The organism is Enterobacter sp. BIDMC92 (genome assembly GCF_001030225.1).
Lineage (GTDB): Bacteria > Pseudomonadota > Gammaproteobacteria > Enterobacterales > Enterobacteriaceae > Enterobacter > Enterobacter sichuanensis.
Genome location: NZ_KQ087598.1, coordinates 4,749,235 through 4,768,641 on the forward strand (window position 1 = coordinate 4,749,235; position 19,407 = coordinate 4,768,641).

The window sequence follows — 19,407 nt, forward strand, 5'->3', positions numbered from 1 at the left end:
AACCGTCAGGTTACCGTTTTTTATGTTTGCGCCCTCTCCCGTGGGAGAGGGTCGGGGTGAGGGCATCAGGCCGCACGGAGACTTAAATCTCGACCTGCGTTCCCAGCTCAATCACGCGGTTAGGCGGGATCTCGAACTGGTCAGGCGCACGCAGGGCGTTACGCTGCAGGATAAGGTACAGCTTGCCGCGCAGGCGCAGATACCACGGGCGTTTGCCGATGATCAGCGACTCGTGCGACATAAAGAATGACGTCTCCATCATCCGGCAACTCAGCCCTTCCAGACCACAGCGGTGGAATACCTCTTCCACGTTTGGCGTTTCACGCCAGCCGTAGCTCGCCACCACGCGCCAGAAGGTCGGTGATAACTGCTCGATCTGCACCCGGCGAACGTTGTGTACATACGGCGCATCTTCGGTGCGCAGTGTCAGCAGAATGACGCGTTCATGCAGGACCTTGTTGTGCTTGAGGTTATGCATCAACGCAAACGGGATCACGTTCAGGGCTCGAGACATGTATACCGCGGTACCCGGTACGCGGACCGGCGGTGATTTTTCCAGTGAAGCAATCATCGCCTCAAGAGAATTTCCGTGCTCATGCATACGGCGCAGCAGACGGAAACGCTCGCTCTTCCATGTGGTCATAACGATGAACATCACCAGACCCAGCGTCAGCGGCAGCCAGCCACCGGAAACAATCTTGTCGAGGTTTGCCGAGAACAGCGGCACGTCGATACAGAGGAAGCCCACCAGAATCATTGCCACAAGGAATTTATTCCAGTGCCAGTTTCGGTACGCCACCGTGGTGGAGAGCAGGGACGTCAGCACCATGGTTCCCGTTACGGCGATACCGTACGCCGCCGCCAGGTTGCTGGAGTGCTCGAAGCTGACGATCACAATCACTACCGCGAAATAGAGCAGCCAGTTAACGAACGGGATGTAGATCTGACCCGACTCCATCTCTGAGGTATGGATAATGCGCATCGGTGAGAGGTACCCCAGACGCACAGCCTGGCGCGTCAGCGAGAACACCCCGGAAATCACCGCCTGAGAGGCAATGACTGTCGCCAGCGTCGCCAGGATTAGCATCGGTACCAGCGCCCAGTCTGGCGCCAGCAGGAAGAACGGGTTCTTAATCGCTTCCGGGTTTTTGAGCAACAGCGCCCCCTGACCGAAATAGTTCAGCACCAGCGACGGCAGCACCACGATAAACCATGCCACACGGATAGGCAGTTTCCCAAAGTGCCCCATGTCGGCATACAGCGCTTCAACGCCGGTGATGGAGAGCACGACCGCCCCCAGCGCAACAAAGGAGACCACTTTGTACTCGAGGAAGAAATGCACCGCCCAGTAGGGGTTCAGCGCATGCAGCACTTCCGGGTTAGCAATAATGCTGCGTAAACCAAGCGCTGCCAGGATCAGGAACCAGGCCAGCATAATCGGTGCGAACAATTTCCCTACCAGCCCGGTACCGTGCTTCTGGATCACAAACAGCAGCGTCAGAACGATGATTGCCAGCGGAACCACCCACGTATCGAGCTGCGGCGCGATAATCTCCAGCCCCTCTATTGCCGAGAGCACCGAAATAGCCGGCGTTATCACCACTTCCCCGTAGAAGAAGCTGCCGCCAATCAGACCGATAATGACCAGCACAGAGGTCATTCTGGCCGAGGTGTTGCGCCCGGCCAGCGACATCAACGTCAGGATCCCACCTTCACCTGCGTTATCCGCCCGCATCACGAAGGAGAGATATTTAACAGAAACCACCAGAATCAGCAGCCAGAAGATGAGGGACAGGAAGCCAAATACGGCATCGCGTTCAACACCAAAGCCAAACTGGCCGGACAAACATTCACGAAGCGTATAAAGCGGGCTGGTGCCGATATCACCGTAGACAACCCCGATCGCCGCAAGCGTTATTGCGGGTAATGATTGCTTATTATCAGTGCTCATAGACTAGTCTTTTCGTTTGAATAACAAATGTGTTCCTGGTCCCTTGGTCCACAAAAAGCGCACAGTATGCACGATTCGTTGCAAAATCGAACCCCTAAATGCAACCGCATTAATGTAGCGCAAAGAAAATTGCGCCGCACTTCAGTCTATTACCAGCCCTGACTGAAACGTCTATACTCGCTTCAATTGGCCGCCACGACGGCGAAAGGATGCAAAACTATTATGGCTCACTCACATTTATTAGCAGAAAGAATTTCCCGCCTCAGCAGCGCGCTGGAGAAAGGCCTTTTCGAGCGTAGCCACGCCATCCGCCTCTGTTTGCTGGCGGCGTTAAGCGGGGAAAGCGTGTTTCTGCTCGGCCCCCCAGGCATTGCCAAGAGCCTGATTGCCCGCAGGTTAAAGTTTGCTTTTCAGAATGCCCGCGCCTTCGAATACCTGATGACCCGATTCTCCACCCCTGAAGAAGTTTTCGGCCCGCTTTCCATCCAGGCGCTGAAAGATGAGGGGCGTTATCAGCGTTTGACCGAGGGGTATCTTCCGGAGGCGGAGATTGTTTTCCTCGATGAGATCTGGAAAGCGGGACCGGCGATTCTGAACACCCTGCTCACAGCGATAAACGAACGTCGGTTCCGCAACGGCGCCAGCGAAGAGAAAATCCCGATGCGCCTGCTGGTGGCCGCCTCAAACGAACTGCCTGAAGCTGACAGCAGCCTGGAAGCGCTGTATGACCGTATGCTGATCCGTCTGTGGCTGGACAAAGTGCAGGATAAATCCAATTTCCGTTCCATGCTGGTCAGCCAGCAGGATGAGAATGAAAACCCGGTTGCCCCTTCACTGCAAGTGACGGATGAGGAGTATCACCAGTGGCAGCAGGACATTGGCAAAATCAAACTGCCGGACGCGGTCTTTGAGCTGATCTACCTCCTGCGTCAGCAGCTCGATCTCCTTCCCTCCGCGCCCTATGTCTCCGATCGCCGCTGGAAAAAAGCAATCCGCCTGTTGCAGGCCAGCGCCCTGTTCAGCGGGCGTGATGCCGTTGCGCCCATCGACCTGATCCTGCTGAAAGATTGCCTCTGGCACGATGCAGAAGGCATGAACCTGATGCAGCAGCAGCTTGACGTTTTGATGACCGGACACGCCTGGGGGCAGCAGGCGATGCTCAACCAACTGGGGGCAATCGCCCAGCGGCGCATTCAGCTCCAGCAGCAGCAAAGCGATAAAACCGCGCTGAAGGTGAATCGTCTGGGGGGAATGTTCGCCCGCAAACCGCACTATGAGTTACCCGCTGAACTGACCAGCCCGACGCTGACGCTGTTGCTTCAGCAGCCGCTCAAGCTGCATGACATGCAGGTCGTGCACATTACGCTTGAGCGTGAAGCGCTGGCCCAGTGGCTGGATAAGGGCGGAGAGATCCGGGGAAAACTCAACGGCATCGGTTTCGCGCAGCCGCTTAATATGGAAGTGGACAGTAGCCAGCACCTGGTGATCCGCGACGTCAGCCTGCAGGGATCGCGTCTTGCGCTTCCTGGCACCGCCTCAGACAGCGTTCCTGAAGAGATTAAGCAGCAGCTGGAAGCGCTGGATACAGAATGGCACCAGCAGCACACCCGCTTCAGCGAGCAGCAAAAATGCCTCTTTATTCATAGCGACTGGTTAGGTCGCATCGAAGCCAGCCTGCAGGATGTCAGCGCGCAGATCAAACAGGCGCGTCAATGCTAACTCTGGATACGCTTAACGTCATGCTGGCCGTCAGCGAGGAAGGGTTGATCGAAGAGGTGGTGATTACCCTTCTGGCTTCGCCGCAGCTGGCAGCCTTCTTTGAAAAATTTCCGAAGCTTAAAAAAGCGATGACGGACGATCTCCCACGCTGGCGAGAAAACCTGCGCCAGCGGTTTAAAGAGACCGAAGTACCTCCTGAGTTAACGGAAGAGGTAGCCTGTTACCAGCAGTGCCAGCGGCTCTCCACGTCGCAGTTTATCGTTCAGCTCCCGCAAACCCTGACGCTGCTCGATAACGTTCACTCGCCGTTCGCCAGCCAGGCCCGGGCGCTGGTCACGGATAACGCCACCTTTACCCCTGCTCTGCACACGCTCTTTTTACAGCGCTGGCGCCTAAGCCTGGTGGTGCAGGCCACAACCCTCAACCAGCAGCTGCTGGATGAAGAGCGTGAACAACTGCTCAGCGAAGTGCAGGAACGCATGACCTTAAGCGGCCAGCTGGAGCAGGTGCTGGTGGAAAATGAGAACGCCGCCGGACGGCTCTGGGATATGAGCGCCGGCCAGCTGCGGCGCGGGGACTATCAACTGATCGTCAGGTACGGGGATTTTCTGGCGCAGCAGCCCGAGCTGATGAAGCTTGCAGAACAGCTGGGCCGCTCCAGGGAGGCAAAATCGGTCCCAAAGAAAGATGCCCCAATGGAAACTTTCCGCACCCTGGTGCGCGAACCGGCTACCGTGCCCGAGCAGGTCGACGGGCTCCAGCAGAGCGATGACATTTTGCGTCTGCTGCCGACGGAGCTGAGCACACTCGGGATGACCGAGCTGGAGTATGAATTTTACCGTCGGCTGGTGGAAAAGCAGCTGCTTACCTATCGCCTGCACGGCGAAGCCTGGCGTAAGAAAGTCAGCCAGCGGCCGGTCGTTCATCAGGATTTTGATGAACAGCCGCGCGGGCCATTCATTGTTTGCGTGGATACATCCGGATCGATGGGCGGGTTTAACGAGCAGTGTGCGAAGGCGTTTTGTCTGGCACTGATGCGCGTGGCGCTGGCCGATCGCCGTCGCTGCTTCATCATGCTTTTCTCCAGCGAAGTGGTGGGTTATGAACTGACGAACCAGCAGGGGCTCGAACAGGCGATCCGCTTTTTAAGCCAGCGTTTTCGCGGCGGTACCGATCTGGCCAGCTGTTTTCGCAGCATTGTGGAACGCATGCAGGGTGGCGACTGGTACGACGCTGACGCGGTGGTGATTTCTGATTTTATTGCCCAGCGGCTGCCGGATGATGTGGTCAGTAAAGTGAAGGAGTTGCAGCGGGTACATCAGCATCGTTTCCACGCGGTGGCCATGTCCGCCCATGGAAAACCCGGCATCATGCGCATCTTCGATCATATCTGGCGCTTTGATACCGGGTTACGTAGCCGCCTGCTCAGACGCTGGCAGCGTTAATTACAGAAGAGAGCCGACGCTTTCGCGTACCTGCTGCGGCCAGACCCCGCACTGAACCTGACCGATATGCGGCAACTGAAGCAGCAGCATAGTCAGGCGGGACTGGCCAATACCGCCGCCGATGGTCTGCGGCATTTCGCCGCGCAGCAGCGCCTGATGCCACTCTAATGTGAGACGATCTTCATCACCGGTCACCGCCAGCTGGCGCTTGAGCGCGTCAGCATCCACGCGGATCCCCATAGAAGAGAGCTCGAACGCGTCTTCCAGCACCGGGTTCCAGACCAGAATATCGCCGTTCAGACCGGCATAGTCGCGCTCGCCCGGGGTGCTCCAGTCATCATAATCCGGCGCACGCACGTCGTGGCGTTTACCATCAGACAGTTTGCCGCCGATACCGATAAGGAACACCGCGCCCAGCTCTTTGGCGATCGCCCGTTCACGGCCTTTGGCATCCAGATCCGGGAAACGGCTCAGCAGTTCCTGGCTGTGAACAAAGTGGATCGACTCCGGCAGAAACGGTGCCAGACCAAACTCTTTGCTTACGGCCGCTTCGGTGGCTTTGATCCCGGCGTAGATCGCTTCAACGGTAGATTTCAGCGTCCCAACGTGACGCTCGCCATCCCCCATGACGCGTTCCCAGTCCCACTGGTCAACGTAAACGGAATGAATGGGAGACAGGCGGTCTTCATCGGGACGAAGGGCTTTCATGTGCGTGTAGAGCCCTTCGCCCGCGCTAAAGTCGTGTTGTCCCAGGGTTTGACGCTTCCATTTCGCAAGGGAATGAACCACTTCGAACTGGGCATCTGGCAGTGTTTTCACTTTTACCTGTACCGCTTTTTCGCATCCAGAGAGGTTATCCTGGGTCCCGTCACCCACGCGGCTAAGGATTGGAGCCTGGACTTCAATCAGCCCAAGCTTCTCTTCCAGCTGGCGGGAAAAATGGGATTTAACGAAACTGATCTGGCGTTGTTTTGCGATATAAGCGGTTTTCATTATTTATACTCCTGCGTCCTGTTGGTATTGATTAAGCAACAGAAATGCCACCTTATTCAATAACCCATCAACAAAAAGCCTACTTCACTTTTGTTTCGTTAAAATAAGACGCTAGAATAGAGGGAATCATTAATCTTCATAAGAAAAAGCTATGGAAAATTATCAGATCGACAATCTCGACCGCGGCATTCTGGAGGCGTTAATGGCCAATGCCCGTACCGCCTACGCCGAACTGGCGAAACAGTTTGGCGTCAGCCCCGGCACCATTCACGTTCGCGTAGAAAAGATGAAACAGGCGGGGATCATTACCGGTGCGCGTATTGACGTTAGCCCTAAGCAGCTGGGTTATGACGTGTGCTGCTTCATTGGCATTATTCTTAAAAGCGCCAAAGACTATCCTTCTGCACTGGCGAAGCTCAACGCGCTGGATGAAGTCACCGAGGCTTACTACACCACCGGGCACTACAGCATCTTTATTAAAGTCATGTGCCGATCCATCGACGCCCTCCAGCAGGTACTTATCAACAAGATCCAAACAATCGATGAAATTCAGTCCACTGAGACACTGATCTCACTGCAAAACCCGATCATGCGTACCATCCGCCCATGATCGGGCAAATTCATTCCCACATTTTCCACAGGTAGATCCCAGCTCGTTCACAGCGTACAATGGCCGTCTCTTTATCTGAGCGAGCGATCAATGGCGGACATTACCCTTATCAGCGGCAGCACCCTTGGCGGTGCGGAATACGTAGCGGAACATCTGGCTGAAAAGCTGGAAGATGCGGGCTTTTCCACACAAACCCTGCACGGCCCGTTGCTTGAAGATCTCCCGACTGACGGGGTCTGGCTGCTGATTACCTCCACGCACGGCGCGGGCGATCTGCCGGATAACCTGCAACCTTTATATGACGAACTGCTGGAACAACAGCCTGACCTGTCAAACGTCCGTTTTGGCGCAGTGGGGATCGGCAGCCGTGAATATGACACTTTTTGCGGGGCTATCGAGAAAGTTGAAGCCGCTGTTACCGCTTGTGGGGCAAAACAGTTGGGTGAAACCCTCAAGATCAACATCCTCGATCATGACATTCCGGAAGATCCGGCTGAGATCTGGCTCGCGGAATGGAAAAATTTACTCAAAAACGATTAAAGATCGCGCGAACGGATGTGGATAACTCTGGTTAAAAGCTCGTATTAACCCGTAGTTATCCAAAGAACAACCGTAGCGTCGATTTTGACCTGTGCATAAAGTCGCGATCTGATCCCAGTTTATACTGGCCAGGATCACCGATCATTCACAGCAAACGATCCTTTCTAACTGCATGATCTTCTTTATGAGATCGGACTTATCCACACAGGTTTGCGATCCTAATAAGAGATCACAATAGAACAGATCTCTAAATAAAAAGATCTTCTTTTTAATAGCCCAGGATCCCAATGCTTTCTCGAAAGACTAAAGTTGAGTAGAATCCACGGCCCGGGCTTCAATCCATTTTCATACCGCTTTACGCGAGGCAGACCACCATGTTTTATCAGGATCCTTTTGACGTCATCATCATTGGCGGGGGTCACGCAGGCACTGAGGCCGCAATGGCCGCAGCGCGTATGGGTCAGCAGACCCTGCTTTTGACACACAATATCGACACGCTGGGACAAATGTCCTGTAATCCGGCGATTGGCGGCATTGGGAAAGGACACCTGGTAAAAGAAGTGGATGCACTTGGCGGCCTGATGGCGAAAGCGATCGATCATGCAGGCATCCAGTTTAGGATACTAAACGCGAGCAAAGGTCCCGCAGTGCGCGCGACCCGTGCGCAGGCAGACCGCGTGCTCTATCGTCAGGCGGTACGAACTGCACTGGAGAACCAACCGAATCTGATGATCTTCCAGCAGGCTGTTGAAGATCTTATCGTCGAGAACGATCGCGTCGTTGGCGCGGTGACCCAGATGGGCCTCAAATTCCGCGCGAAAGCCGTGGTGTTGACCGTGGGGACATTCCTTGATGGTAAAATACATATCGGTCTGGATAACTACAGCGGTGGCCGTGCCGGCGATCCGCCCTCTATCCCGCTGTCTCGCCGTCTGCGTGAACTGCCGCTGCGCGTCAGTCGCCTGAAAACCGGTACGCCTCCGCGTATTGATGCGCGCACCATTGATTTTAGCGTGCTGGCGCAACAGCACGGTGATAACCCAATGCCGGTCTTCTCGTTTATGGGCAATGCGGCGCAGCATCCGCAGCAGGTCCCGTGCTACATCACGCACACTAACGAGAAAACCCACGATGTGATCCGCAATAACCTCGATCGCAGCCCAATGTATGCCGGCGTGATCGAAGGGATCGGCCCGCGCTACTGCCCGTCGATCGAAGACAAAGTGATGCGTTTCGCCGATCGTAACCAGCATCAGATCTTCCTTGAGCCTGAAGGACTCACCTCGAACGAAATTTACCCGAACGGTATCTCCACCAGCTTGCCATTCGATGTTCAGATGCAAATTGTTCGTTCAATGCAGGGGATGGAGAACGCGAAAATCGTTCGCCCTGGCTACGCTATTGAGTACGATTTCTTCGATCCACGTGACCTGAAGCCAACCCTGGAGAGCAAATTTATCCACGGTCTGTTCTTCGCGGGCCAGATTAACGGTACCACCGGTTACGAAGAAGCGGCGGCACAGGGCCTGCTTGCCGGTCTGAATGCCGCACGTTTCTCAGCCGAGAAAGAGGGCTGGGCACCAGGCCGTTCTCAGGCCTATCTGGGCGTGCTGGTTGACGACCTCTGCACCCTGGGTACCAAAGAGCCATACCGTATGTTTACTTCTCGCGCGGAATATCGCCTGATGCTGCGTGAAGATAACGCCGACCTGCGTCTGACCGAAATCGGCCGTGAGCTGGGTCTGGTGGATGACGAACGCTGGGCACGCTTCAACGAGAAACTGGAGCGTATCGAGCAGGAACGTCAGCGCCTGAAAACGACATGGGTTAATCCGCAGGCGGAAACAGCAGCTGAAGTGAACGCTCACTTAACTGCGCCGCTCTCTCGTGAAGCCAGCGGCGAAGATCTGCTGCGTCGCCCGGAAGTGACCTATGAAAATCTGGTGAAACTCACCGCGTTTGCGCCAGGCCTGGAAGACGCTGAAGCGGCAGAGCAGGTTGAAATCCAGGTGAAATACGAAGGTTACATTGCGCGTCAGCAGGATGAGATTGAAAAACAGCAGCGTAACGAAAATACGCTTCTGCCGGAAATGCTGGACTACCGTCAGGTGACAGGCCTTTCCAACGAAGTGATCGCCAAGCTGAACGATCATAAGCCGGTGTCGATCGGCCAGGCATCCCGTATCTCCGGTGTCACCCCCGCCGCGATTTCGATCCTGCTGGTGTGGCTAAAAAAGCAGGGCATGCTGCGCCGCAGCGCATAACGTTTGAACATAGCCCGGTGGCGCTGCGCTTACCGGGCCTACTGAACCCGTAGGGCGGGTAAGCGAAACGCCACCCGCCAGTAAGCATCTCAACAGGTATTCACCGTGCTCAATAAACTCTCTCGTCTGCTGGATCAGGCAGGCATTTCGCTCACCGATCACCAGAAAACTCAGCTGGTGGCCTATGTCGATATGCTGAACAAATGGAACAAAGCGTACAATCTGACGTCTGTTCGGGACCCTGACGAGATGCTGGTTCGCCATATTCTCGACAGCATCGTGGTGGCACCGTATCTGAACGGTGAGCGTTTTATTGATGTGGGCACGGGCCCGGGCCTGCCGGGGATTCCGCTGTCTATTGTGCGTCCTGATAGCCATTTCACGCTACTGGACAGCCTTGGCAAGCGCGTGCGCTTTTTACGTCAGGTACAGCATGAGCTGAAGCTTGAGAACATCACGCCCGTGCAGAGCAGGGTAGAGGAGTTCCCGGCTGAGCCGCCGTTTGACGGGGTTATCAGCCGTGCCTTTGCTTCTCTTAATGACATGGTGAGCTGGTGTAAGCACTTACCGGCAGAGCATGGCCGTTTTTATGCGCTGAAAGGACAGTTACCTGGCGAGGAAATTGAACAGCTTCCGGACGGTTTTGCGGTCGAGTCTATTGAGAAATTACACATTCCTCAGCTCGAAGGTGAGCGTCATCTGGTGATAATTAAGCCAAACAATTTTTAAAAAATTAATAAAAAATGTGGAATTTGTGCTGTTCTGACCATGTTAAAAAACAGCACAAGTCATGGGGATTTATCGGTGAGCCGTTAACCTCTTTTTCACTAAGGTTTTTCTTACGGTTAACGTGGCGGCGGTTATTTTCCGTGAAGATAGTCATCTGTGAAAATATAAGTCTGCTAAAAGTGGAAGGCAGTAACCAGAACGCAATGTTAATTATTTATTAAGAATGTCAATAAAAGGTTTTTATTGTGTACCGGGCTGTTTTGAAAATAGTTACGGTATTTTGCGTTTAATTTCATAAAGATAAATTTTCACGATTTGCGCCTTTGATAAATACAACCTTATCGCAAATGTGTGTTTTGTGATCCCGTGCACGCTTTATCGCCAACGTTTTCGCGCTGTTTGCAGTTTTGGTCGAAGGTTGGTGCTTTGCGCGAAAGTTAAAAAATAGCGGTGGGGAAAAATATTTAAACATTTATTCACCTTTTCGCTACTTAATGTTTGAAATCACGGGTGCGCACCGTATAATTTGACCGCTTTTTGATGCTTGACTCTGAGCCTTAAAGGACGTTTTATACGACACGCGGCATACCTCGAAGGGAGCAGGAGTAAAAACGTGATGTCTGTGTCGCTCTTGAGTAGAAACGTTGCTCGTAAGCTTCTGTTCATTCAGTTTCTGGCTGTGATAGCAAGTGGACTGCTGTTTAGCCTCAAAGACCCCTTCTGGGGCATCTCCGCCGTGTGCGGGGGTTTGGCGGTTGTGCTGCCAAACGTGTTGTTTATGATTTTTGCCTGGCGTCATCAGGCGCATACACCCGCCAAAGGCCGCGTGGCCTGGTCCTTCGCCCTCGGCGAAGTGTGTAAGGTGTTGCTGACCTTTGCTCTACTGGTGATGGCGCTGGCGGTTTTGAAAGTGGTCTTCATGCCGCTGATAGCAACGTGGGTTTTGGTGCTGGTGGTACAAGTTCTGGCTCCAGCTGTAATCAATAACAAAGGGTAAAAGGCATCATGGCTTCAGAAAATATGACGCCGCAGGATTACATAGGTCACCATCTGAATAACCTTCAGCTGGACCTGCGTACATTCTCGCTGGTGGATCCACATAACCCCCCGGCCACCTTCTGGACGATCAACATCGACTCCATGTTCTTCTCGGTGGTTTTGGGTCTTCTGTTCCTGGCCATGTTCCGCGGTGTTGCTAAAAGAGCGACCAGCGGTGTACCAGGGAAATTCCAGACATTCATCGAAATGATCATCGGCTTCGTCCATGGCAGCGTCAAAGACATGTACCATGGTAAGAGCAAGCTGATTGCTCCGCTGGCCCTGACTGTGTTCGTTTGGGTCTTCCTGATGAACCTGATGGACCTGCTGCCTATCGATCTGCTGCCGTTTATCGGCGAGCACATCTTCGGCCTGCCTGCGCTGCGCGTGGTTCCGTCTGCTGACGTGAACATCACCCTGTCGATGGCGCTGGGCGTGTTTATCCTGATTCTTTTCTACAGCATCAAAATGAAAGGCGTAAGCGGCTTTGTGAAAGAGCTTACCTTGCAGCCGTTCAACCACTGGGCGTTTATTCCGGTCAACCTGATCCTGGAAGGCGTTAGCCTGCTGTCCAAACCTGTTTCACTGGGTCTGCGACTGTTCGGCAACATGTATGCGGGTGAGCTGATTTTCATTCTGATCGCGGGTCTTCTGCCGTGGTGGTCACAGTGGGTTCTGAATGTGCCGTGGGCCATTTTCCACATCCTGATCATTACGCTGCAAGCCTTTATCTTCATGGTTCTGACGATCGTCTATCTGTCGATGGCGTCTGAAGAGCACTGATTTTTTACCAACACTACTACGTTTTAATTGAAACAAACTGGAGACTGTCATGGAAAACCTGAATATGGATCTGCTGTACATGGCTGCCGCTGTGATGATGGGTCTGGCGGCTATCGGTGCTGCGATCGGTATCGGCATCCTCGGGGGCAAATTCCTGGAAGGCGCTGCGCGTCAACCTGATCTGATTCCTCTGCTGCGTACTCAGTTCTTTATCGTTATGGGTCTGGTGGATGCTATCCCAATGATCGCTGTAGGTCTGGGTCTGTACGTGATGTTTGCTGTCGCGTAGTAGTAGTTTAAAACCCTAAGCCACAGAAATTAAAGAGGTATTGTGCTGTGAACATGAACGCAACAATCCTCGGCCAGGCCATCGCGTTTATTCTCTTTGTCTGGTTCTGCATGAAGTATGTATGGCCGCCTTTAATGGCTGCCATCGAAAAACGTCAGAAAGAAATTGCTGACGGTCTGGCTTCTGCAGAACGCGCTAAGAAAGATTTGGACCTTGCACAGGCCAACGCGACAGACCAGCTGAAAAAAGCGAAAGCGGAAGCTCAGGTTATCATCGAACAGGCTAACAAACGCCGTTCGCAGATCCTGGACGAAGCCAAAGCTGAAGCAGAACAGGAACGTACTAAGATCGTGACACAGGCTCAGGCTGAAATTGAAGCTGAGCGTAAACGTGCTCGTGAAGAACTGCGTAAGCAGGTTGCGATTCTGGCTGTTGCTGGCGCCGAGAAGATCATCGAACGTTCCGTGGATGAAGCTGCTAACAGCGACATCGTGGACAAACTTGTCGCTGAACTGTAAGGAGGGAGGGGCTGATGTCTGAATTTGTTACGGTAGCTCGCCCCTACGCCAAAGCAGCTTTTGACTTTGCTGTCGAACACCAAAATGTCGATCGCTGGCAGAATATGCTGGCGTTTGCCGCTGAGGTGACGAAAAACGAACAAATGGCCGAGTTGCTTTCCGGTGCGTTAGCACCTGAAACTCTCGCCGCGTCGTTTATCGCCGTGTGCGGAGAGCAACTGGATGCCAACGGCCAGAACCTGATCAAGGTGATGGCAGAAAATGGTCGTCTCCGTGTGCTCCCGGATGTTCTCGAGCAGTTTGAGCACTTACGTGCCCTTAGTGAAGCTACCGCTGAAGTTGAAGTCACTTCTGCGACTGAACTGAGTCATGAACAGCTTGCGAAAATTACCGCCGCGATGGAAAAACGTCTGTCACGCAAAGTTAAGCTGAATTGCAAAATCGATAAGTCTGTAATGGCAGGCGTAATCATCCGTTCGGGTGATATGGTCATTGATGGCAGCGTACGCGGCCGTCTTGAGCGCCTTGCAGACGTCTTGCAGTCTTAAGGGGACTGGAGCATGCAACTGAATTCCACCGAAATCAGCGAACTGATCAAGCAGCGCATTGCTCAGTTCAATGTTGTGAGCGAAGCTCACAACGAAGGTACTATTGTTTCTGTAAGTGACGGTGTTATCCGCATCCACGGCCTGGCCGATTGTATGCAGGGTGAGATGATTTCCCTGCCGGGTAACCGTTACGCTATCGCACTGAACCTGGAGCGCGACTCCGTAGGTGCCGTTGTGATGGGTCCATACGCTGACCTCGCCGAAGGCATGAAGGTTAAGTGTACTGGCCGTATTCTGGAAGTGCCGGTTGGCCGTGGCCTGCTGGGTCGCGTTGTTAACACCCTGGGTGCGCCAATCGACGGTAAAGGTCCGGTTGAGCACGATGGCTTCTCCCCAATCGAAGTTATCGCACCAGGCGTTATCGACCGTCAGTCCGTAGATCAGCCTGTTCAGACAGGTTATAAGTCCGTTGATGCCATGATCCCAATCGGTCGTGGTCAGCGTGAACTGATCATCGGTGACCGTCAGACCGGTAAAACCGCGATGGCAATCGACGCCATCATCAACCAGCGTGATTCCGGCATCAAATGTGTGTACGTGGCCATCGGCCAGAAAGCGTCCACCATTTCTAACGTGGTTCGTAAACTGGAAGAGCACGGCGCACTGGCTAACACCATTGTTGTTGTGGCGACCGCTTCTGAATCTGCTGCTCTGCAATACCTGGCACCATACGCCGGTTGCGCAATGGGCGAATACTTCCGTGACCGCGGTGAAGATGCGCTGATCGTATACGATGACCTGTCTAAACAGGCTGTTGCTTATCGTCAGGTTTCCCTGCTGCTCCGTCGTCCACCTGGACGTGAAGCGTTCCCTGGCGACGTATTCTACCTCCACTCTCGTCTGCTGGAGCGTGCTTCCCGCGTTAACGCGGAATACGTCGAGAACTTCACCAAAGGTGAAGTGAAGGGTAAAACGGGCTCTCTGACCGCGCTGCCGATCATTGAAACTCAGGCGGGTGACGTTTCTGCGTTCGTTCCGACCAACGTAATCTCTATTACCGATGGTCAGATCTTCCTGGAAACCAACCTGTTTAACTCCGGTATTCGTCCGGCAGTTAACCCGGGTATCTCCGTATCCCGTGTAGGTGGTGCTGCTCAGACCAAGATCATCAAGAAACTGTCCGGTGGTATCCGTACCGCGCTGGCACAGTATCGTGAACTGGCTGCGTTCTCTCAGTTCGCATCCGATCTGGACGAAGCAACCCGTAAACAGCTGAGCCACGGTCAGAAAGTGACCGAGCTGCTGAAGCAGAAACAGTACGCACCAATGTCTGTTGCTCAGCAGGGCCTGGTACTGTTCGCGGCTGAACGCGGTTACCTCGAAGATGTGGAACTGGCGAAAATCGGTAGCTTCGAAGCCGCTCTGCTGGCTTACGCTGACCGTGATCACGCTCCGCTGATGCAAGAGATCAACCAGACCGGTGGCTATAACGACGAAATCGAAGGCAAGCTGAAAGCTATCCTCGATTCCTTCAAAGCAACCCAATCCTGGTAATCGTCCGGCGGCTTGTCTCAGGACAAGCCGCCTGGCATTGAGGAGAAGCTCATGGCCGGCGCAAAAGAGATACGTAGTAAGATCGCAAGCGTCCAGAACACGCAAAAGATCACTAAAGCGATGGAGATGGTCGCCGCTTCCAAAATGCGTAAATCGCAGGATCGCATGGCGGCCAGCCGTCCTTATGCAGAAACCATGCGCAAAGTGATTGGTCACCTTGCGAACGGTAATCTGGAATATAAGCACCCTTACCTGGAAGAACGCGACGTTAAGCGCGTGGGCTACCTGGTGGTGTCGACCGACCGTGGTCTGTGTGGCGGCTTGAACATTAACCTGTTCAAAAAACTGCTGGCGGATATGAAAGCATGGTCTGAAAAAGGCGTTCAGTGCGATCTCGCATTGATCGGCTCTAAAGGCGTCTCTTTCTTTAACTCCGTTGGTGGCAACATTGTCGCTCAGGTGACCGGTATGGGTGATAACCCGTCCCTGTCCGAACTGATCGGCCCGGTTAAAGTGATGTTGCAGGCTTATGATGAAGGCCGTCTGGACAGACTGTACGTTGTCAGCAACAAATTCATTAACACCATGTCTCAGGTTCCAACGCTCACTCAGATGCTGCCGTTACCGGCATCAGAAGATGACGAGCTGAAGCAAAAAGCCTGGGATTACCTGTATGAACCCGATCCGAAACCGCTGCTGGATACCCTGCTGCGTCGTTACGTTGAATCACAGGTTTATCAGGGCGTTGTAGAAAACCTGGCCAGCGAGCAGGCCGCACGAATGGTGGCGATGAAAGCCGCGACCGATAATGGCGGCAGCCTGATTAAAGAGCTGCAGTTGGTTTACAACAAAGCTCGTCAGGCCAGCATTACTCAGGAACTCACCGAGATCGTCTCGGGGGCCGCCGCGGTTTAACCAGGTTTACGAATTACGTAGAGGATTCAAGATGGCTACTGGAAAGATTGTCCAGGTAATCGGCGCCGTGGTGGACGTCGAGTTCCCTCAGGACGCCGTACCACGCGTGTACGACGCGCTTGAGGTACAGAATGGTAACGAGAGCCTGGTGCTGGAAGTTCAGCAGCAGCTCGGCGGCGGTATCGTGCGTACCATCGCGATGGGTTCTTCCGACGGTCTGCGTCGTGGTCTGGAAGTAAAAGACCTTGAGCATCCGATCGAAGTCCCGGTAGGTAAAGCAACACTGGGTCGTATCATGAACGTATTGGGTCAACCAATCGACATGAAAGGCGACATTGGTGAAGAAGAGCGTTGGGCTATCCACCGCGCGGCACCTTCCTACGAAGAGCTGTCCAGCTCTCAGGAACTGCTGGAAACCGGCATCAAAGTTATCGACCTGATGTGTCCGTTTGCGAAGGGCGGTAAAGTGGGTCTGTTCGGTGGTGCGGGTGTAGGTAAAACCGTAAACATGATGGAGCTGATCCGTAACATCGCGATCGAGCACTCCGGTTACTCCGTATTTGCGGGCGTAGGTGAACGTACTCGTGAGGGTAACGACTTCTACCACGAAATGACCGACTCCAACGTTCTGGACAAAGTATCCCTGGTTTACGGTCAGATGAACGAGCCACCAGGAAACCGTCTGCGCGTTGCGCTGACTGGCCTGACGATGGCTGAGAAGTTCCGTGACGAAGGCCGTGACGTTCTGCTGTTCGTCGATAACATCTATCGTTACACCCTGGCTGGTACGGAAGTATCTGCACTGCTGGGTCGTATGCCTTCAGCGGTAGGTTATCAGCCGACTCTGGCGGAAGAGATGGGTGTTCTTCAGGAACGTATCACCTCTACCAAAACCGGTTCTATCACCTCCGTTCAGGCGGTATACGTACCTGCGGATGACTTGACTGACCCATCTCCAGCCACCACCTTTGCGCACTTAGATGCAACCGTGGTACTGAGCCGTCAGATCGCGTCTCTGGGTATCTACCCGGCCGTTGACCCGCTGGACTCCACCAGCCGTCAGCTGGATCCACTGGTTGTTGGTCAGGAACACTACGACACCGCGCGTGGCGTACAGTCCCTGCTGCAGCGTTACCAGGAACTGAAAGACATCATCGCCATCCTGGGTATGGATGAACTGTCTGAAGAAGACAAACTGGTGGTAGCACGTGCGCGTAAGATCCAGCGCTTCCTGTCCCAGCCGTTCTTCGTTGCGGAAGTATTCACCGGTTCTCCAGGTAAGTACGTTTCCCTGAAAGACACCATCCGTGGCTTTAAAGGCATCATGGAAGGCGAATACGATCACCTGCCAGAGCAGGCGTTCTACATGGTTGGTTCCATCGAAGAAGCTGTGGAAAAAGCCAAAAAACTTTAACGCCTTAATCGGAGGGTGATATGGCAATGACTTACCACCTGGACGTCGTCAGCGCAGAGCAACAAATGTTCTCTGGTCTGGTCGAGAAAATCCAGGTAACGGGTAGTGAAGGTGAGCTGGGTATTTTCCCGGGTCACGCACCGCTGCTCACCGCCATTAAGCCTGGTATGATCCGCATCGTTAAACAGTTCGGTCACGAAGAGTTTATCTATCTGTCCGGCGGCATTCTTGAAGTGCAGCCTGGCAGTGTGACCGTTCTGGCCGATACCGCTATTCGTGGCCAGGATCTCGACGAAGCGCGAGCCCTGGAATCGAAGCGTAAGGCTGAAGAGCACATTAGCAGCTCTCATGGTGACGTGGATTACGCTCAGGCGTCTGCGGAGCTGGCCAAAGCGATCGCGAAACTGCGCGTTATCGAGTTGACCAAAAAAGCGATGTAACACCGGCTTGAAAAGCACAAAAGCCAGTCTGGATCCCAGGCTGGCTTTTTTTTTGTCGCTTAATTCATGATGAAAAAGATGTAGAATTTTAATCATCAAACGTTTTTACTTCTCACTCAAACTACCGTCAGGATGCGTATGTCAAACAGTGCGATGAGCGTGGTGATCCTTGCCGCAGGCAAAGGTACCCGCATGTATTCCGATCTGCCTAAAGTGCTTCATACACTGGCAGGAAAGCCAATGGTGCAGCATGTCATTGATGCCGCTAATGAATTGGGCGCCCGTCAGGTTCACCTGGTCTACGGCCACGGTGGAGATCTGCTTAAAAAGACGCTAAGCGACGACAAGCTCAACTGGGTACTTCAGGCTGAACAGCTGGGTACTGGTCATGCAATGCAGCAGGCCGCACCGTTCTTTGCGGATGACGAAGACATTCTGATGCTGTACGGCGACGTCCCGCTGATTGCTACCGATACGCTGACGCGTCTGCGCGACGCCAAACCGCAAGGCGGTATTGGTTTGTTAACCGTCGTGCTGGACGATCCAACCGGCTACGGTCGAATTACGCGTGAAAACGGCAACGTAACGGGGATCGTTGAACACAAAGATGCCAGCGACGAACAGCGCGAGATTCAGGAGATCAACACCGGTATCCTGATTGCTAATGGTGCTGATTTAAAACGCTGGTTGTCGAAACTCAACAACAACAACGCGCAGGGTGAATACTACATCACCGACATCATTGCGATGGCGTACCAGGAAGGGCGCGAGATTGTGGCGGTACAACCGGCACGTATCAGCGAAACCGAAGGGGTGAACAACCGTCTTCAACTTTCCCGTCTTGAGCGCGTTTATCAGTCCGAACAGGCCGAGAAACTCCTTCTGGCTGGCGTGATGCTGCGCGATCCGGCACGTTTCGACCTGCGTGGCACGTTATCTCACGGGCGCGACGTTGAAATTGATACTAACGTTATCCTGGAAGGTCATGTCACGCTGGGCAACCGCGTCAAAATTGGTGCTGGCTGTGTGATTAAAAACAGCGTCATCGGTGACGATTGCGAAATTAGCCCCTACAGCGTGGTGGAAGATGCCCGTCTGGATGCGGCTTGTACCATTGGTCCATTTGCACGTCTGCGTCCTGGCGCTGAGCTGCTGGAAGGCGCTCACGTGGGTAACTTCGTTGAGATGAAAAAAGCGCGTCTGGGTAAAGGCTCAAAAGCCGGTCATTTAACCTATCTGGGCGACGCGGAAATTGGTGACAACGTCAATATTGGCGCAGGCACAATCACCTGTAACTATGACGGCGCGAATAAGTTTAAAACCATCATCGGTAATGATGTGTTCGTTGGCTCCGACACCCAGCTGGTGGCACCGGTGACTGTGGGTAACGGCGTAACGATTGCTGCCGGAACGACGGTGACACGTGACGTCGCGGATAACGAGCTGGTATTAAGCCGCGTACCGCAGGTGCACAAGCAGGGCTGGAAACGCCCGGTGAAGAAAAAGTAACAACAAGGCGGGTGGCGCTACGCTTACCCGCCCTACGATTGAGTAGGCCTGATAAGGCGTAGCCGTCATCAGGCAAACCCGGGTGAGGAGATAAATATATATCTCCCCCCACAGGCAGTACCCATAAAAATAACCCCACTCTCTACAA

The 19,407-nt window shown here is 53.7% G+C and carries 18 protein-coding genes; 16 read left to right on the forward strand and 2 right to left on the reverse strand.

Translation table 11 applies throughout. From position 1 onward, the window contains the following. Positions 1-82: 82 nt before the first annotated feature. A complete protein-coding gene (kup, locus tag SP99_RS22285) occupies positions 83-1,951 on the reverse strand; it encodes a low affinity potassium transporter Kup (RefSeq protein WP_008500202.1) in 1,869 nt (622 codons plus the stop codon). 222 nt (positions 1,952-2,173) lie between these two features. Here kup and ravA point away from each other — a divergent pair, with 222 nt between their 5' ends. Together ravA and viaA are read left to right on the forward strand one after the other, a co-directional pair. After that, on the forward strand, positions 2,174-3,670 hold the full coding sequence (gene ravA / locus SP99_RS22290) for an ATPase RavA (protein ID WP_047959740.1): 1,497 nt from the start codon (positions 2,174-2,176) through the stop codon (positions 3,668-3,670). Then, complete coding sequence (gene viaA / locus SP99_RS22295; RefSeq protein ID WP_047959741.1) at positions 3,664-5,115, forward strand: ATPase RavA stimulator ViaA; 1,452 nt, start codon at positions 3,664-3,666, stop codon at positions 5,113-5,115. The genes ravA and viaA overlap by 7 nt, the downstream gene beginning before the upstream one ends. Here the strand turns inward: viaA and asnA are convergent, their stop codons facing one another. After that, positions 5,116-6,108 (reverse strand): aspartate--ammonia ligase, encoded by a 993-nt coding sequence (asnA, locus tag SP99_RS22300; protein ID WP_045285348.1) that lies wholly within the window; start codon positions 6,106-6,108, stop codon positions 5,116-5,118. It abuts the gene before it with no gap. A gap of 151 nt (positions 6,109-6,259) precedes the next feature. Here asnA and asnC point away from each other — a divergent pair, with 151 nt between their 5' ends. The 14 genes from asnC to glmU all read left to right on the forward strand — a co-directional run bounded on the left by asnC (position 6,260) and on the right by glmU (position 19,259). Next, complete coding sequence (gene asnC / locus SP99_RS22305; RefSeq protein WP_008500198.1) at positions 6,260-6,718, forward strand: transcriptional regulator AsnC; 459 nt, start codon at positions 6,260-6,262, stop codon at positions 6,716-6,718. Between the two features lie 90 nt (positions 6,719-6,808). Further along, entirely contained in the window at positions 6,809-7,258 is a 450-nt protein-coding gene (mioC, locus tag SP99_RS22310) for an FMN-binding protein MioC (protein WP_003862381.1), read from the forward strand. A 374-nt stretch (positions 7,259-7,632) separates the two neighbouring features. Further along, positions 7,633-9,522 carry a tRNA uridine-5-carboxymethylaminomethyl(34) synthesis enzyme MnmG gene (gene mnmG, locus SP99_RS22315; protein ID WP_045285347.1) on the forward strand — a complete coding sequence of 630 codons (1,890 nt, stop codon included), beginning with the start codon at positions 7,633-7,635 and terminating at the stop codon, positions 9,520-9,522. A 105-nt stretch (positions 9,523-9,627) separates the two neighbouring features. After that, entirely contained in the window at positions 9,628-10,251 is a 624-nt protein-coding gene (gene rsmG / locus SP99_RS22320) for a 16S rRNA (guanine(527)-N(7))-methyltransferase RsmG (protein WP_047959742.1), read from the forward strand. A gap of 616 nt (positions 10,252-10,867) precedes the next feature. After that, positions 10,868-11,248, forward strand: coding sequence for a F0F1 ATP synthase subunit I (gene atpI / locus SP99_RS22325; protein WP_008500194.1), 381 nt, complete (start codon positions 10,868-10,870; stop codon positions 11,246-11,248). An 8-nt stretch (positions 11,249-11,256) separates the two neighbouring features. Beyond that, positions 11,257-12,072 (forward strand): F0F1 ATP synthase subunit A, encoded by an 816-nt coding sequence (atpB, locus tag SP99_RS22330; RefSeq protein ID WP_008500193.1) that lies wholly within the window; start codon positions 11,257-11,259, stop codon positions 12,070-12,072. Between the two features lie 49 nt (positions 12,073-12,121). Continuing rightward, positions 12,122-12,361, forward strand: a complete 240-nt coding sequence (atpE, locus tag SP99_RS22335) for a F0F1 ATP synthase subunit C (RefSeq protein WP_000429386.1) — start codon at positions 12,122-12,124, stop codon at positions 12,359-12,361. Between the two features lie 47 nt (positions 12,362-12,408). Next, the gene (atpF, locus tag SP99_RS22340) at positions 12,409-12,879 is read left to right on the forward strand and encodes a F0F1 ATP synthase subunit B (RefSeq protein ID WP_003862370.1); all 471 of its coding nucleotides are present in this window, start codon (positions 12,409-12,411) and stop codon (positions 12,877-12,879) included. Between the two features lie 14 nt (positions 12,880-12,893). Continuing rightward, positions 12,894-13,427, forward strand: a complete 534-nt coding sequence (atpH, locus tag SP99_RS22345) for a F0F1 ATP synthase subunit delta (RefSeq protein ID WP_013099407.1) — start codon at positions 12,894-12,896, stop codon at positions 13,425-13,427. A gap of 12 nt (positions 13,428-13,439) precedes the next feature. Beyond that, on the forward strand, positions 13,440-14,981 hold the full coding sequence (gene atpA, locus SP99_RS22350; protein ID WP_025756958.1) for a F0F1 ATP synthase subunit alpha: 1,542 nt from the start codon (positions 13,440-13,442) through the stop codon (positions 14,979-14,981). A 51-nt stretch (positions 14,982-15,032) separates the two neighbouring features. Then, positions 15,033-15,896, forward strand: coding sequence for a F0F1 ATP synthase subunit gamma (gene atpG / locus SP99_RS22355; RefSeq protein ID WP_025756959.1), 864 nt, complete (start codon positions 15,033-15,035; stop codon positions 15,894-15,896). A gap of 31 nt (positions 15,897-15,927) precedes the next feature. Further along, on the forward strand, positions 15,928-17,310 hold the full coding sequence (gene atpD, locus SP99_RS22360; protein WP_003862362.1) for a F0F1 ATP synthase subunit beta: 1,383 nt from the start codon (positions 15,928-15,930) through the stop codon (positions 17,308-17,310). A 20-nt stretch (positions 17,311-17,330) separates the two neighbouring features. Further along, positions 17,331-17,750: a F0F1 ATP synthase subunit epsilon gene (locus SP99_RS22365; RefSeq protein ID WP_006177560.1), complete on the forward strand. Its 420-nt coding sequence runs from the start codon at positions 17,331-17,333 to the stop codon at positions 17,748-17,750. Between the two features lie 138 nt (positions 17,751-17,888). Continuing rightward, positions 17,889-19,259 (forward strand): bifunctional UDP-N-acetylglucosamine diphosphorylase/glucosamine-1-phosphate N-acetyltransferase GlmU, encoded by a 1,371-nt coding sequence (gene glmU, locus SP99_RS22370; RefSeq protein ID WP_025756960.1) that lies wholly within the window; start codon positions 17,889-17,891, stop codon positions 19,257-19,259. Positions 19,260-19,407 lie beyond the last annotated feature (148 nt).